The 14,416-nt window shown below is 70.9% G+C and carries 11 protein-coding genes; 5 read left to right on the top strand and 6 right to left on the bottom strand.

From position 1 onward, the window contains the following. Window positions 1-201 precede the first annotated feature (201 nt). From ABH937_RS14865 to ABH937_RS14880, 4 genes are all read right to left on the bottom strand, one after another. Window positions 202-381: a DUF6104 family protein gene (locus ABH937_RS14865; protein WP_280687460.1), complete on the bottom strand. Its 180-nt coding sequence runs from the start codon at window positions 379-381 to the stop codon at window positions 202-204. A gap of 113 nt (window positions 382-494) precedes the next feature. Further along, complete coding sequence (locus ABH937_RS14870; RefSeq protein ID WP_280687459.1) at window positions 495-4,259, bottom strand: multifunctional oxoglutarate decarboxylase/oxoglutarate dehydrogenase thiamine pyrophosphate-binding subunit/dihydrolipoyllysine-residue succinyltransferase subunit; 3,765 nt, start codon at window positions 4,257-4,259, stop codon at window positions 495-497. A gap of 358 nt (window positions 4,260-4,617) precedes the next feature. Beyond that, on the bottom strand, window positions 4,618-5,706 hold the full coding sequence (locus ABH937_RS14875) for a HAMP domain-containing sensor histidine kinase (RefSeq protein ID WP_280687458.1): 1,089 nt from the start codon (window positions 5,704-5,706) through the stop codon (window positions 4,618-4,620). A gap of 140 nt (window positions 5,707-5,846) precedes the next feature. Further along, window positions 5,847-6,578, bottom strand: coding sequence for a response regulator transcription factor (locus ABH937_RS14880; RefSeq protein WP_280687456.1), 732 nt, complete (start codon window positions 6,576-6,578; stop codon window positions 5,847-5,849). Window positions 6,579-7,073: 495 nt separating this feature from the next. Here ABH937_RS14880 and ABH937_RS14885 point away from each other — a divergent pair, with 495 nt between their 5' ends. The 3 genes from ABH937_RS14885 to ABH937_RS14895 all read left to right on the top strand — a co-directional run bounded on the left by ABH937_RS14885 (window position 7,074) and on the right by ABH937_RS14895 (window position 11,134). Continuing rightward, the gene (locus tag ABH937_RS14885; protein ID WP_370218411.1) at window positions 7,074-7,856 is read left to right on the top strand and encodes a rhomboid-like protein; all 783 of its coding nucleotides are present in this window, start codon (window positions 7,074-7,076) and stop codon (window positions 7,854-7,856) included. 191 nt (window positions 7,857-8,047) lie between these two features. Then, window positions 8,048-10,459, top strand: a complete 2,412-nt coding sequence (gene lon / locus ABH937_RS14890; RefSeq protein ID WP_370218412.1) for an endopeptidase La — start codon at window positions 8,048-8,050, stop codon at window positions 10,457-10,459. A 147-nt stretch (window positions 10,460-10,606) separates the two neighbouring features. Continuing rightward, window positions 10,607-11,134, top strand: coding sequence for a GtrA family protein (locus tag ABH937_RS14895; protein ID WP_280687452.1), 528 nt, complete (start codon window positions 10,607-10,609; stop codon window positions 11,132-11,134). A gap of 8 nt (window positions 11,135-11,142) precedes the next feature. Here ABH937_RS14895 and ABH937_RS14900 read toward each other — a convergent pair whose 3' ends face one another. Further along, the gene (locus ABH937_RS14900; RefSeq protein WP_370218413.1) at window positions 11,143-11,601 is read right to left on the bottom strand and encodes a hypothetical protein; all 459 of its coding nucleotides are present in this window, start codon (window positions 11,599-11,601) and stop codon (window positions 11,143-11,145) included. Between the two features lie 179 nt (window positions 11,602-11,780). On the opposite strand from ABH937_RS14900, the gene ABH937_RS14905 reads away from it, so the two are divergent. Further along, window positions 11,781-12,260 carry a MarR family winged helix-turn-helix transcriptional regulator gene (locus ABH937_RS14905; RefSeq protein WP_280687451.1) on the top strand — a complete coding sequence of 160 codons (480 nt, stop codon included), beginning with the start codon at window positions 11,781-11,783 and terminating at the stop codon, window positions 12,258-12,260. A gap of 126 nt (window positions 12,261-12,386) precedes the next feature. Further along, window positions 12,387-14,078, top strand: coding sequence for an MDR family MFS transporter (locus ABH937_RS14910; RefSeq protein WP_370218414.1), 1,692 nt, complete (start codon window positions 12,387-12,389; stop codon window positions 14,076-14,078). Between the two features lie 110 nt (window positions 14,079-14,188). Here the strand turns inward: ABH937_RS14910 and ABH937_RS14915 are convergent, their stop codons facing one another. Further along, window positions 14,189-14,413, bottom strand: coding sequence for a hypothetical protein (locus tag ABH937_RS14915; protein ID WP_370218415.1), 225 nt, complete (start codon window positions 14,411-14,413; stop codon window positions 14,189-14,191). Between the last annotated feature and the right edge of the window lie 3 nt (window positions 14,414-14,416).

Here is a 14,416-nt window from a genome sequence, read left to right on the forward strand (position 1 = left end):
TCCTCCCGTCTGGCGGCCGCCGTCGTACCCTGGAGGGGCGACGATCCGGCGAGTCGCGATGTATCGCGTCTTCCAAGACACACGATATATCGCGTGGCGGCGAAGTCAAGTACTTCTCCGTGCCGAGAACGCAGCAGGGCCCGGCAGGCGGTTGCCTGCCGGGCCCTGCTGCGTGTCGCGCGGCCGGAGTGTCCGGTCTGCTCAGTCCTCGTCCTCATCGTCCAGCCGGGCCAGCCAGGTGGCCAGCCGCTCGACGGGAACCTCGAAGTCGGGGTTGAGGTCCACGAACTCGCGCAGGCGTTCGGCCAGCCACTCGAAGGTGACCTCCTCGTCGCCGCGCCGGCTCTCCAACTCCTCGATGCCGCGGTCGGTGAAGTACACGGTGCGCTCCGGTTTGAGATGGGTCGGGTGGTGCTCACGGGCCAGGATAGGCGGCCGGAAGGGCCCGGTCCGCGCGCGGACCGGGCCCTTCCGGGGGTGCTGCTGAGCCGACGTCAGAGGCTGAAGACCTCGTCGATCAGCCCCTGCTGCTCGGCGGCGTGCCGCTTGGCCGAGCCCACGGCCGGGGCCGAGGCGGACTGGCGGGCCACCCGGCGCAGTCGGCCGCCGCTGGCCTTGCGACCGATCACCACGTCCAGGTGGTCGACCAGGTTCATCGCGATGAACGGCCAGGCGCCCTGGTTGGCCGGCTCCTCCTGGGCCCAGATGAACTGGACGTCCTCGCCGTAGCGCGCCAGCTCCTCCTGGAGCTCGGCGATCGGCAGCGGGTAGAGGCGCTCGACCCGGACGATCGCGGTGTCGGTGACGCCGCGCTCGGTGCGGGCCGCGGCCACGTCGTAGTAGAACTTGCCCGCGGTGATGACCACCTTGCGCACGTTCTTCGGGTCGACCGTGGTGTCGCCGATCACCGGGCGGAACGAGCCGGTGGTGAACTCCTCCGCCGCACTGGCCGCGGCCTTCAGACGCAGCATCGACTTCGGGGTGAAGACGACCAGCGGCTTGTGGTGCGGGTTGTGCACCTGCCAGCGCAGCAGGTGGAAGTAGTTCGACGGCAGGGTCGGCATCGCGACCGTCATGTTGTTCTCGGCGCACAGCTGCAGGAAGCGCTCGGGACGCGCGGACGAGTGGTCCGGCCCCTGGCCCTCGTAGCCGTGCGGCAGCAGCAGGGTGACACCGGAGTGCTGGCCCCACTTCTGCTCGGCCGAGGCGATGTACTCGTCGACCACGGTCTGCGCGCCGTTGACGAAGTCGCCGAACTGCGCCTCCCACATGACCAGCGCGTTCGGGCGGGTCAGCGAGTAGCCGTACTCGAAGCCCATCGCCGCGTACTCCGACAGCAGGCTGTCGTAGACGGTGTAGCGGGCCTGGTCCTCGGTCAGGTACAGCAGCGGGGTGTAGTCCTCGCCGGTGACCCGGTCGATCAGCACCGCGTGGCGCTGGCCGAAGGTGCCACGGCGGCTGTCCTGGCCGGCCAGCCGGACCGGGTGACCCTCCATCAGCAGCGAGCCGATGGCGAGGGTCTCGCCGGTGGCCCAGTCGATGGTGCCGTCCTCGATCGAGGCGGCGCGGCGCTGCAGCTGCGGCAGCAGTCGCGGGTGGACGGTGAGCCAGTCCGGCAGGTTGACCTGCGAGGCGGCGATCCGCTTGACCATCTCCTGGGAGATGCCGGTCCGCACGTTCACCGGGAAGTCGGCCACCGGCTTGCCACCCGGCGCGCCGGCCTGCGCCGAGGCCGCGTCGCGGACCTCCGCGAAGACCTTCTCCAGCTGGCCCTGGAAGTCCTGGAGCGCGGACTCCGCCTCTTCCATCGTGATGTCGCCGCGACCGATCAGGCCCTCGGTGTAGAGCTTGCGCACCGAGCGCTTCTTGTCGATCAGGTCGTACATCAGCGGCTGGGTGAACGACGGGTTGTCGGCCTCGTTGTGACCGCGGCGGCGGTAGCAGATGAGGTCGATCACGACGTCCTTGTGGAACGTCTGGCGGAACTCGAAGGCCAGGCGCGCGACGCGGACCACGGCCTCCGGGTCGTCGCCGTTCACGTGGAAGATCGGGGCCTCGATCATCCGGGCAACGTCGGTGCAGTACATCGAGGAGCGGCTGGAGGCCGGGGCGGCGGTGAAGCCGACCTGGTTGTTCACCACGATGTGCACGGTGCCGCCGGTGCGGTAGCCGCGCAGCTGCGACATGTTCAGGGTCTCCGCGACCACGCCCTGGCCCGCGAAGGCCGCGTCGCCGTGGATCTGGATCGGCAGCACCGGGAAGGTGGTGCCGCCCTGGTCCAGGACGTCCTGCTTGGCGCGGGCGATGCCCTCGACGATCGGGTCGACCGTCTCCAGGTGGGAGGGGTTGGCGGCCAGCGAGACCTTGATCGTCTCGCCGTCCATGCCGGCGAAGGTGCCCTCGGAGCCCAGGTGGTACTTGACGTCGCCGGAGCCGTGCATCGACTTGGGGTCGAGGTTGCCCTCGAACTCGCCGAAGATCTTGCCGTACGGCTTGCCGACGATGTTGGCCAGCACGTTGAGGCGGCCGCGGTGGGCCATGCCGATCACGGCCTCGTCCAGGCGGTGCTCGGCGGCCGAGTCGATGGTCGCGTCGAGCAGCGGGATCAGCGACTCGCCGCCCTCCAGCGAGAAGCGCTTCTGGCCGACGTACTTGGTCTGCAGGAAGGTCTCGAAGGCCTCCGCCGAGTTCAGCCGGCGCAGGATGCGCAGCTGCTCCTCGCGCTCCGGCTTCGTGTACGGCTTCTCCAGGTGCTCCTGCAGCCACTTGCGCTGCTTGGGGTCCTGGATGTGCATGTACTCGATGCCGACGGTGCGGCAGTAGGTGTTGCGCAGCAGCCCGAGGACGTCGCGCAGCTTCATCATCTTCTGGCCGCCGAAGCCGCCGACGGCGAACTCGCGCTCCAGGTCCCAGAGGGTCAGGCCGTGCTCGACCACGTCCAGGTCGGGGTGCTTGCGCTGCTTGTACTCCAGCGGGTCGGTGTCGGCCATCAGGTGGCCGCGGACCCGGTAGGAGTGGATCAGCTCCATGACGCGGGCGGTCTTGTTGACGTCGTCCTCGTGCGTGGTGGCGACGTCGGTGGCCCAGCGGACCGGCTCGTACGGGATCCGCAGCGACTCGAAGACCTCGTCGTAGAAGCCGTGCTCGCCCAGCAGCAGCTGGTGGATCGAGCGCAGGAACTCGCCGGACGCCGCGCCCTGGATGACCCGGTGGTCATAGGTCGAGGTGAGCGTCATGATCTTGGAGACGCCGAGCCGGGCCAGGGTGCCCGGGTTGGAGCCCTGGAACTCTGCCGGGTACTCCATCGCACCGACACCGAGGATGGTGCCCTGACCCTGCATCAGGCGCGGCACCGAGTGCACGGTGCCGATGCCGCCCGGGTTGGTCAGCGAGACCGTCACACCGGTGAAGTCGTCCATCGTCAGCTTGTTGGCACGGGCCCGGCGGACGATGTCCTCGTAGGCCTGCCAGAAGCCGAAGAAGTCCAGCGTCTCGGCCTTCTTGATGGCCGCGACGACCAGCTGGCGGTCGCCGTTCGGCTTCACCAGGTCGATGGCCAGACCCAGGTTGATGTGGTCCGGCTTCACCAGGAAGGACTTGCCGTCCTTCACGGCGTAGCTGTGGTTCATGCCCGGGGTCGCCTTCAGGGCCTGCACCAGCGCGTAGCCGATCAGGTGGGTGAAGGAGACCTTGCCGCCTCGGGCGCGCTGCAGGTGGTTGTTGATGACGATGCGGTTGTCGATCAACAGCTTGGCCGGCACCGCGCGCACGCTGGTGGCGGTCGGCACCTCCAGCGAGGCGTCCATGTTGGTGGCCACGGCCTTGGCCGGGCCACGCAGCGGGACGAGCTCGGGCCCGGTGCGCTCGGCCGCGGGGGCCGAGGGCGCTGCGCTCGCTGCGGCGGCCTTGGGGGCCGGCGGCGCTGCTGGGGCGGCTGCCGGCGGCGCGGCGGCGGCAGGCGCGACCACAACGGGGGCCGGGGCTGCCGGGGCGGCGACGGGGGCAGGCGCAACCGCAGGAGCGGGAGCAGCATGGGCAGGGGCAGCAACGGTGGTCGGCGCGGGGCCGGCCTGGGTCGCGGCCTGGGTCACTGGGGTCACCTCGGTACCGGGCTTGTAGTCGGCGAAAAAGTCCCACCAGGCTCGGTCGACCGAGTTGGGGTCCTGGAGGTACTGCTGGTAGATCTCGTCGACGAGCCACTCATTGGGGCCGAAGCCAGTGGTGCTTGCCGAGCTGGGGGTTTCAGGGTGTGGCGACACGGCGGCAACCGCCCTCTTCCGCTTCCTTTTGGGATGTTTGGACAGCGGGGATTAAGGCTACGCCCCTGACCAGTCATCGCGCAGTCCCCTGGGGGTCGGCGTCGCCCAGATCACAGTGCCGTAGGCCACATTGGCTGGAAAAAGACGTTAGAAAGCCGCCAAAAGAGGGAAACGGGCGGCTTCGATCGCCCGTCGTAACGGCGCTAAATCGGGCAAAATGTCCCTAGATCGACCGATTGTGACCGATCTAGGGCTGTCGATTACCGGATTGTCCCAGTTCTGTGACAAAGCTGGCCGAGCTGGACAGGGTGTGGCGGTTCGGTGTGTGGCCCAGGTGCGGTGCCCGGGCCCGCTCGGTTCACAATCGGGGGTGCGGGACGACCGCGGCGCTGCCCGGCAGCGCGACCTGGATCAGGCAGCCGCCCGAGGCGTCGGCGACCTCGATCCGCCCGCCGTGCAGGTCCACCGCCCAGCGGGCGATGGCCAGCCCCAGGCCGGTGCCGCCGTCGCTGCCGGGGCCCTGGGCGGTCGGGGTGCCGGCGCGGCTGAACCGGTCGAACACCCGGGTGCGGTCCTGCGCCGGTATCCCGGGACCCTGGTCCTCCACCTCCAGCAGCAGCGCCAGCGGCGCGTCACCGGTCCGGGCCCGCACCGTCACGGTGCCGCCGGCCGGCGAGTGCTTGCAGGCGTTGTCCACCAGGTTGGCGACCACCTGGTGCAGCCGCTCCGGGTCGGCCAGCGCGGTCAGCGCCTGCGGCTGCACGTCGATCCGCAGCCGCACGTCGTCGCGCCGGCTCCAGGCGCCGCCGGCCGTGGCGCCGTCCACCGTCAGCCCGCGCAGCACGCCGGCCAGGAACGGGGCCACCTCGAACTCGCGGGCGTCCAGCGGGACCACGCCGTCGTCCAGCTTGGACAGGTCCAGCAGGTGCGAGACCAGCCGGCCGAGCCGCTCGGTCTGCTCCAGCGCGGCGCCCAGCGTGCCCTGCTCGGGCGGCACCACGCCGTCCACCATGTTCTCCAGCACCGCCTGCAGTGCGGCGATCGGCGTGCGCAGCTCGTGTGAGACGTTCGCCACCAGCTCGCGCCGGTGCCGGTCGGCGGCCTCCAGATCGGCGGCCATCTTGTTGAAGGTCACCGCCAGTTCGCCGATCTCGTCCCGCGACCCGGTGGTCACCCGGCGGCTGTAGTCGCCGCCGGCCATCGCCCGGGCCGCCACGGTCATCTCGCGCAGCGGGGCGGTCAGGGTGTGCGCCAGCAGCTGCATGAAGAGGAGCGAGGCGATCATCGAGAAGGCCATGATCACCCGGATCTGGGTCTCCGAGCGGATCGCGATCACCACCAGGCCGGTGGCGACCACCACCGACACGATGACCAGCAGGGCCAGCTTGCCCTTGATCGAGCGGACCGGGTCGAGCGGCCGGATGTCCAGCCAGATCCGCGCGGCCATCCGTCCGGGCCACCGTTGCGGGCGCGCCGGTGGATCGGGCTCGGTGCGAGCCCGTGGTGAGGTGTTCATCGGTACTTGATCCCCGTACTCCTGTGCCCCCGTGGCCCCCGCGGCTCCCCAGTCACCGGACTGGACGCGCATCACCCCACCGGCGCCTCGAGCGCGTAGCCCACGCCGTGCACGGTGCGGATCCAGGTCGCGCCGATCTTCCGGCGCAGCGCCTTGACGTGGCTGTCCACCGTCCGGGTGCCGGAGGCGTCGGTCCAGTCCCAGACCTCGGCCAGCAGCTGCTCGCGGGTCAGCACGGCGCGCGGCTGGGCGGCCAGGCAGGCCAGCAGGTCGAACTCGGTGGGCGTCAGGTGGACGTCGCCGGAGGCGAGCCGGACCCGGCGCTGCACGTGGTCGATCTCCAGTTCGCCGAAGCGCAGGCTGCCCAGCGCCGGAGTTCTGGCGGCCTGCTGGGCCCGCTCGACCCGGCGCAGCAGCACGTTGACCCGGGCCGCCAGTTCGCGCATCGAGAAGGGCTTGGTCATGTAGTCGTCGGCGCCGACGCCCAGGCCGACCAGCAGGTCGGTCTCGTCGTCGCGGGCCGTCAGCATCAGCACCGGGACCGGGCGCTGCGCCTGGATCCGACGGCAGACCTCCAGTCCGTCGAAGCCGGGCAGCATGATGTCGAGCACCACTAGATCGGGCTGCCAGGTGTGGAATCCGTCCACCGCGCCGGGGCCGTCGTGCGCCACGGCGACCTTGAAGCCCTCCGCGCCCAGTCGGGCCGCGATGGACTCGGCGATGGTGGGTTCATCCTCCACCACGAGTACCCGTCGCTGGGCAATCACACCGCTGCTGCTGGTGTCCTGTTGAATCTCTGTCACGGTCACGCCACCGCCCCCAGGGCCTGCGGGCCGCCACCTGTGGGAGTGGCGGGCACCGCTCGTAGTCTTGTTCCGTCGTTAATTTCGCGTGCTGATTTGACGCCCCGGGCTCCGCCTAGCGCGGGTGGGCCGCGGCTTCCCGACCACCGGCCCGACATGCATACCTCGCAGCGTACGGACACCCGGCGAGCACCGGCAGGTGGACCGCAGATTTCCGGAGCACAGGCCGAAGCGCGCGCCCCGGGGACCAAGCACGGGCCGCTACCTTACCCGTCCATGTCGTCTCACGGTAACGGTGAGTATGCACGAATCCGCGCGCGGGTCCCGGTCCGACCCAGCCGACTTTTGGTCCAGACCAACTTCTGAACTGCCCTGACAGGGACCGTGACCCGGTACTCAGCGTCTTCTCAGGGATGCCGCATACCGTGGACGAAACGGACGGATGATGGCACGGTGTGCACGCGCAGCGAGCACGGACCGAGGGACGGAGGCGCCATGGCGGACGCGACGGCGAACGCGGCCCGGAGCGGTGCACGCCCCGCCGCGGTGACGCCCCTGACCGGCCTGCGGTTCGGCCTGCGCTCGGTGCCGCTGCGCTGGGTGCTGAACCGGCTGCCGACGCCCCGGCGCAACCCCTTCGCGTGCGGCTACCTGGTGGTGCTGGCCGGGACCACGGTCTTCGCCCAGTTCGCCAACCAGGACCTGGTGCACCAGTTGCAGACCATGTCCAGCACGGACGGCCACCACCTGCTGCACACCCCCCTGCGCTCGCTGCTGATGAGCGGGCTCTGGGTCGCCGGGCCGGTCTGGATGCCCTACCTGTGGGCCTTCGCGTTCACCGTCGCCCCGCTGGAACGGCGGGTCGGTCCGCTGCGGGCCGCCGGCGTCTTCGCGGCCGGGCACGTGGTGGGCACGCTGCTCTCCCAGGCCGTGGTGGCGATCGCGGTGGCCACCGGGAAGGTCGGGCCGAGCATCCTGGACGAGCTGGACATCGGCGTCAGCTACGGCGTGCTGGCCAGCCTGGGGGCGCTGGCCGGGCTGCTGTCGGTGCGCGGGCGGTACCTGACGCTGGGCGGCGCGGTGCTGCTGGTGGCGCACCAGATCATCACCGACCAGGACCTGATCACCGCGGTCGGCCATCCGACCGCGCTGCTCACCGGGGTGGCGCTGTGGGGCGTGCTGCGGCGACCACGGCGGCCCGGGCGCGGTTCGCCCGTGCGGGGCCTGCCGCGCCGACTGCCGCGCCGGGCCGCCGAGCCGGCCCTGGAGCGCGTGTAGCGCCGTCGTTTCCCATCTCCTCCGGTCCCATCTCCTCCGGTCCCTTCGCCGGCCGGTTCCGCCGTGTGCCCCCTCGGGTCCTCCCGAGGGGGCATTTCGTTGATCGCTCAGAGCGAACAGGGCCCCGGGAACATTCGGCTCCGAGGAAGCCTTAGTCATGTCGACTCAAGTTCACTGACTGGGGAGAGATCATGGCATCGACGTCCGCTTCGCTCACTCTGCCCGTGCTGCCCCTCGACGACGAGGTCGTGCTGCCCGGCATGGTGGTGCCGCTGGACCTCAAGGACACCGAGGTGCGCGCCGCCGTGGAGGCCGCCAGGGCCGCCGCGCGGGCGTCGGTGAGTGGTGTCGCGGGCAAGCCGCAGGTCCTGCTGGTGCCGCGGCTGGACGGCTCGTACGCCGCGGCCGGCACCCTCGCCACCGTCGAGCAGGTCGGCCGGCTGGCCGACGGCGAGCCGGCCGCGCTGGTCCGGGCCGTCCGCCGGGTGCGGATCGGCGCCGGCACCACCGGGCCGGGCGCCGCGCTCTGGGTGGAGACCACGCCGTTCAAGGAGTCCTCGATCGAGTTGCCGCCGGCCGGCCGCGCCGCCGAGCTGGTGAAGGAGTACAAGGCGCTCTCCACCGAGTGGCTGCGCAAGCGCGGCGCCTGGCAGATCGTCGACCGGGTGGCCGCGATCGAGGGCGTCGGCGAGCTGGCCGACAACATCGGGTACGCGCCCTTCGCCACCGCCGAGCAGAAGCTCAAGGTGCTGCTCGAGGCCGACCAGCTGGCCCGCCTCGAGTACGCCCTGCAGCTGCTGCGCGACCACCTCGCCGAGGAGGAGGTCAACGACAGCATCCGCAAGGACGTCGAGGAGGGCGTGGCCAAGCAGCAGAAGGAGTTCCTGCTCCGCCGGCAGTTGGAGGCGGTGCGCAAGGAGCTGGCCGAGCTGAACGGCGAGGCCGCCGACGAGGAGGGCGACTACCGGGCCCGGGTCGAGGCCGCCGACCTGCCCGAGAAGGTGCGCGAGGCCGCCCTCAAGGAGGTCGACAAGCTGGAGCGCAGTTCGGACCAGTCGCCCGAGGGCAGCTGGATCCGCACCTGGCTGGACACCGTGCTGGAGCTGCCCTGGAACAACCGCAGCGAGGACGGCTACGACATCGCCGGCGCCCGCGCCGTGCTGGACGCCGACCACGCGGGCCTGGCCGATGTGAAGGACCGGATCGTCGAGTACCTGGCGGTCCGCAAGCGCCGGGCCGACCAGGGCCTGAGCCTGGTCGGCGGCCGCCGCGGCGGCGCGGTGCTGGCGCTGGTCGGCCCGCCCGGCGTCGGCAAGACCTCGCTCGGCGAGTCGGTGGCCCGGGCGATGGGCCGCGACTTCGTCCGGGTCGCGCTCGGCGGCGTGCGCGACGAGGCCGAGATCCGCGGCCACCGGCGCACCTACGTCGGCGCGCTGCCCGGCCGGATCGTGCGGGCCATCAAGGAGGCCGGCTCGATGAACCCGGTGGTCCTGCTGGACGAGATCGACAAGGTCGGCTCGGACTACCGAGGAGACCCGGCCGCCGCCCTGCTGGAGGTGCTGGACCCGGCGCAGAACCACACCTTCCGGGACCACTACCTGGAGGTCGAGCTGGACCTGTCCGACGTGGTCTTCCTGGCCACCGCCAACGTGCTGGAGGCCATCCCCGAGCCGCTGCTCGACCGGATGGAGCTGGTCCGCCTCGACGGCTACACCGAGGACGAGAAGGTGGTCATCGCCCGCGACCACCTGCTGCCGCGGCAGCTGCAGCGCGCGGGTCTGACCGCCGAGGAGGTCTCGGTGGACGAGTCGGCGCTGCGCAGGCTCGCGGGGGAGTACACCCGGGAGGCCGGGGTGCGGAACCTGGAGCGCGCGGTGGCCCGGATCCTGCGCAAGGTCGCCTCGCAGACCGAGCTGGGCGAGCGCGAGCTGCCCGCCGCGATCGGCGCCGAGGACCTGCGCGGGCTGATCGGCCGCCCGCACCACACGCCCGAGTCGGCCCAGGAGCCGGCCGAGCGGCGCACCGCGGTGCCCGGCGTGGCGACCGGCCTGGCCGTCACGGGCGCGGGTGGCGACGTCCTCTACATCGAGGCCTCGCTGGCCGACGCCGAGACCGGCTCGACCGGCCTGACCCTGACCGGCCAGCTGGGCGACGTGATGAAGGAGTCGGCCCACATCGCCCTCTCCTACCTGCGCTCGCGCGGTGCGGAGCTGGAGCTGCCGGTCACCGGTCTGCGGGAGCGCGGCATCCACCTGCACGTGCCGGCGGGCGCCGTCCCCAAGGACGGACCGAGCGCGGGCATCACGATGACCACGGCGCTGGCCTCGCTGCTCTCCGGGCGCAAGGTCCGCACGGATGTCGCGATGACCGGCGAGGTCTCGCTGACCGGCCGGGTGCTGCCGATCGGCGGGGTGAAGCAGAAGCTGCTCGCCGCCGACCGGGCCGGGATCACCACGGTGATCATCCCCAAGCGCAACGAGCCCGACCTCGACGAGGTCCCGGCCGAGGTGCTGGAGCGGCTGACCGTGCACCCGGTGGCGGACGTCCGCGAGGTGCTGGCGCTGGCCCTGGAGTCGGCCGACGTGTTGGTGGCGGCCGCGTGACGCGGTGAACTGCCTTGGCGCCCGGCGGACCTGACGGTCCGTCGGGCGCTTCGGCGGGCTGCGACGGGGCTCGGGTGGGCCCCGGGTTCGTCCGTTCCGGGGAGTCGGGTGACGGGCTTGTGAGGACTCTCGTGCGACACTGCGCCAATGCCGTCGCGAACACAGAAAGCTCTGGCCAAGGTGCCGGGGCCGCTGCGCCCCTTCGTGGTGCAGCACCGCAGCCTGGTGAAGTTCCTCGTGGTGGGTGGCTCGTGCTTCCTGCTGACGCTGCTGATCAACTACGGGCTCAAGCTCACCGTCTGCCAGAACAAGCCGGTCGTCGCACTGACGATCGCAACGGGTGTCGCGACGGTGTTCTCGTACATCCTGAACCGCCAGTGGTCGTTCCGTTCGGAGGGCAGCCACAAGGAGGTGATCCCCTTCTTCGCGGTGAGTGCCGTGGCGGTCGGGGTCAACGACCTCCCGCTGCTGATCAGCCGCTATCTGTTCGACCTGCACACGCCGCACGTGAGCAAGTTCACCCAGGAGGTCTCCGACTTCCTGAGCGGGATGATCATCGGGACCCTGGTGGCGATGGGCTTCCGTTACTGGGCGATGAAGAAGTTCGTCTTCACCAACACCCGTGACGACTCGGCGGTATCGGACTCGGCCACCGAGCCGTCACGGGTGCACTGAGGAAAGCGTCAGCCCCGCTCCGGCGGGGCGACCACCGGCCGGCCGCCCCGGGCCCTGCTGTGCACCGCGAGTAGCGAGACGACCACTCCGACCACCGCCCAGACCGCGAGGACCAGCAGCGGCATGGTGAGCCTGGTGGCGCCCAGGTAGGCGATCGAGCGGGTGGCGCTGGTCCCCGCGCCGTTCGGCAGCCAGGCGCCGATCGCCCGCCAGAACGGCGGCAGCAGCGGCGGCGGGAAGACCCCGCCCGCGCTCGGGTTGCCGAGCACCACGAAGACCAGCACCGCGAGCCCGATGCCGACCACGTCGAAGAGGCACTCCAGCGCCATCGTGATGGTGCCGACCGCGAAGACCACCAGGCTGCCCACGCCCCAGAGCGCGGCGACGCTGCCGGGCAGCGCGTTCAGGATCGGCCCGGCGATCAGCACGCCGCCGAGTCCGGCCGCGATCGAGTAGAGCGCCAGCACCGCGATCGGAAGCGACTCTCGAAAGCTCGAAAGCTCGAAAGCGATGCAAATGGCAGATCACAGCATGACCGTTTCTTCCTGCCATTCGAGGCATTTGGGGTAGTCCCTCCCGCGCCGGGGCTGGTGGATACTGATCACGCGTCGGCGGGCGGCGCTCTGCGGCAGAGCGGCGGGTTGGTGTGGTCGAGGATCTGACGGGCAGTGAAGCGGTCTTCCGCGCGGTGGAGCGCGAGGTCGCGGTGATGTTCCGCCGCGGGCGGGCCAGGTCCGCCGAGATGTCGCGGATGGTGCATCCCAAGCTGGAGGGCCTGGCCTACAGCCTGCTCGCCCACCTCAGCGAAGCGGGGCAGGTCCGGGTGACCGATGTCGGCGCGCACTTCGGGGTCGGCAAGGCGACGATCAGCCGGCAGATCAAGGCGCTGGAGGAACTCGGCCTGGTGGCGCGCGAGTCCGATCCGCTGGACGGGCGGGTCTCGCTGGTCTCGCTCACCGAGGACGGCGCCCGGCGTTTCCTGCGGGCGCACGAGTACCGGATCGCCTCGTTCCGCGCCATGCTCGCCAGCTGGGATCCGGCCGAACTCGACCAGTTCGTCCACCTGCTGGCGCGGTTCAACGAGACGGTGGCCAGCGTGAGCCGGCGTGAGGACTGGGACGAGTAGCCGAGCGAGTGCCGACGTCCGGGCCAAGGTCCGGGCCGCAGTCCGCGTCAACGTCCACAGAGAAGGTTGCCTAGGTCAACTATCGAAGCTTATGGTTGCCTTAGGCAACGATTTCTAAGGACCTTCATGACCAGCAGCCAGCCGGCGCACCCGCAGCACCATCACCACGGTGCCGCCGCCCCCGACCGCCCGATGACGCACCGTGAGATCCTCGAAGCGCTCTCCGGGCTGCTGCTCGGCCTCTTCGTCGCGGTGCTCTCCTCGACCATCGTCTCCAATGCGCTGCCGACCATCCTCAACGACCTGCACGGCGGCGAGTCCGCCTACACCTGGGTGATCACCGCGGCGCTGCTCTCGCTCACCGCCTCCACCCCGATCTGGGGCAAGCTCTCCGACCTGGTGAGCAAGAAGCTGCTGGTCCAGCTGGCGCTGGTGATCTACATCGTCTCCTCCACCCTGGCCGGCCTCTCGCAGAACACCGCCGAGCTGATCGGCTGCCGGGTGCTGCAGGGCCTGGGCGCCGGCGGCGTGGTGGCACTAGGGCAGATCTGCCTGGCGGCGATGGTCCCGCCGCGCGAACGAGGCCGCTACAGCGGCTACTTCGGTGCCGTCTTCGCGCTGGCCACCATCGGCGGGCCGCTGATCGGCGGGGTCATCGTGGACACCCACTGGCTGGGCTGGCGCTGGTGCTTCTACGTCGGCATCCCGTTCTCGGTGATCGCCATCATCGTGCTGCAGCGCACCCTGCACCTGCCGGTGGTCAAGCGGAAGGCGAAGATCGACTATCTCGGCGCGATCCTGATCGCCGGCGCGGTCAGCCTGCTGATGGTCTGGGTCACGCTGGCCGGCAAGAACTACGCCTGGGGCTCCTGGCAGACCGCGCTGATGGTCGGCGGCGGGCTGCTGCTGGTGCTGCTCTTCGTCCTGACCGAGCGTCGGGCGGCGGAGCCGATCATGCCGCTGGGCCTGTTCCGCCACCGCACCGTGAGCCTGGCCGCGGTGGCCAGCACCTTCGTCGGCATCGGGATGTACGGCGCCACCACCTTCCTCAGCCAGTACTTCCAGCTGGCCAAGGGGAAGACGCCGACCATGGCGGGCATCCTGACGCTGCCGATGATCCTCGGCCTGGCGCTCGCCTCCGCCATCGCGGGCCGGCTGATCACCAAGCACGGCAAGTGGAAGCGCTACCTGGTGGCCGGCACCTTCCTGCTCGCCCTCGGCTTCTTCCTGCTCGGCACCGCCCGCGCCGACACGAACTACGGCGTGCTCTCGCTCTACATGGCCGCCACCGGCATCGGCCTCGGCCTGACCTCGCAGAACCTGGTGCTGGCGGTGCAGAACACGGTCCCCGCCAAGGAACTGGGCACCGCCAGCTCGACGGTGACCTTCTTCCGCACCATGGGCGGCGCGATGGGCGTCTCGGCCCTGGGCGCACTGCTCGGCACCCGGGTCACCCACTACCTGACCCAGAATCTGCTGGCCGCCCACATCCCGGCGGCCGGGGCGAGCGCGCTGGGCGGCGGTGACCTGCCGGACCTGCACGCGCTGCCCGCGCCGCTGGTCCCGCTGGTCACCGACGCCTTCGGGCACGGGGTGGGCACGGTCTTCCTGGTCGCCGCGCCGTTCGCGGCGGTGGCCTTCCTGGTGGTGCTGTTCATCCGCGAGGTACCGCTGCGCACCGCCCACGCCGCGCAGGCCGGCCACGGCGCCCACGCTTCCCACGGCGCTCACGCCGCCCACGCTGCCCACGCCACCGATGGCCTCCAGGCCGTCCAGCCGGAGCCGGTGGCCGACCCCTCGGTCGGCGAGTCGGTGTAGCGCGGAGCGCGCCCGGTTCGCCACGGGGGCGGGCAACGGCGAAGGCCGCGAGGTGGACATCCACCTCGCGGCCTTCGCCGTTCGCGCTGCCTGTCCAGGTCAGGCCGGTCTCAGCCCGCGATCAGGGTGAGTCCGTAGCCGACCGCCGCCGCGCAGGCGGCGAAGCAGACGCCGGCACTGGCCAGTGCGGCGGTGCCGCGGCCCGATCCGGCCTCGACAGCGGCCTCCCGCCGGCCCAGGGCCAGCACCCCGAGGGCGAAGGCCGCGACCACGGCGACGGTGACCACGAAGCTGACGCCGGCGGTGTCGGCCAGGGCGCTCCAGTTGATGTGCATGGC

Origin of the sequence: Kitasatospora sp. GAS1066B (assembly GCF_041262605.1) — a bacterium.
In the GTDB taxonomy this organism is placed as follows: domain Bacteria; phylum Actinomycetota; class Actinomycetes; order Streptomycetales; family Streptomycetaceae; genus Kitasatospora.

Excerpts from the sequence above, each read along its gene's own strand:
- ABH937_RS14875 (WP_280687458.1), bottom strand. The coding sequence starts at position 5,706 with ATGGCCGCGCGGATCTGGCTGGACATCCGGCCGCTCGACCCGGTCCGC.
- ABH937_RS14885 (WP_370218411.1), top strand. The coding sequence starts at position 7,074 with ATGGCGGACGCGACGGCGAACGCGGCCCGGAGCGGTGCACGCCCCGCC.
- lon (WP_370218412.1), top strand. The coding sequence starts at position 8,048 with ATGGCATCGACGTCCGCTTCGCTCACTCTGCCCGTGCTGCCCCTCGAC.
- ABH937_RS14895 (WP_280687452.1), top strand. The coding sequence starts at position 10,607 with ATGCCGTCGCGAACACAGAAAGCTCTGGCCAAGGTGCCGGGGCCGCTG.
- ABH937_RS14910 (WP_370218414.1), top strand. The coding sequence starts at position 12,387 with ATGACCAGCAGCCAGCCGGCGCACCCGCAGCACCATCACCACGGTGCC.
- ABH937_RS14915 (WP_370218415.1), bottom strand. The coding sequence starts at position 14,413 with ATGCACATCAACTGGAGCGCCCTGGCCGACACCGCCGGCGTCAGCTTC.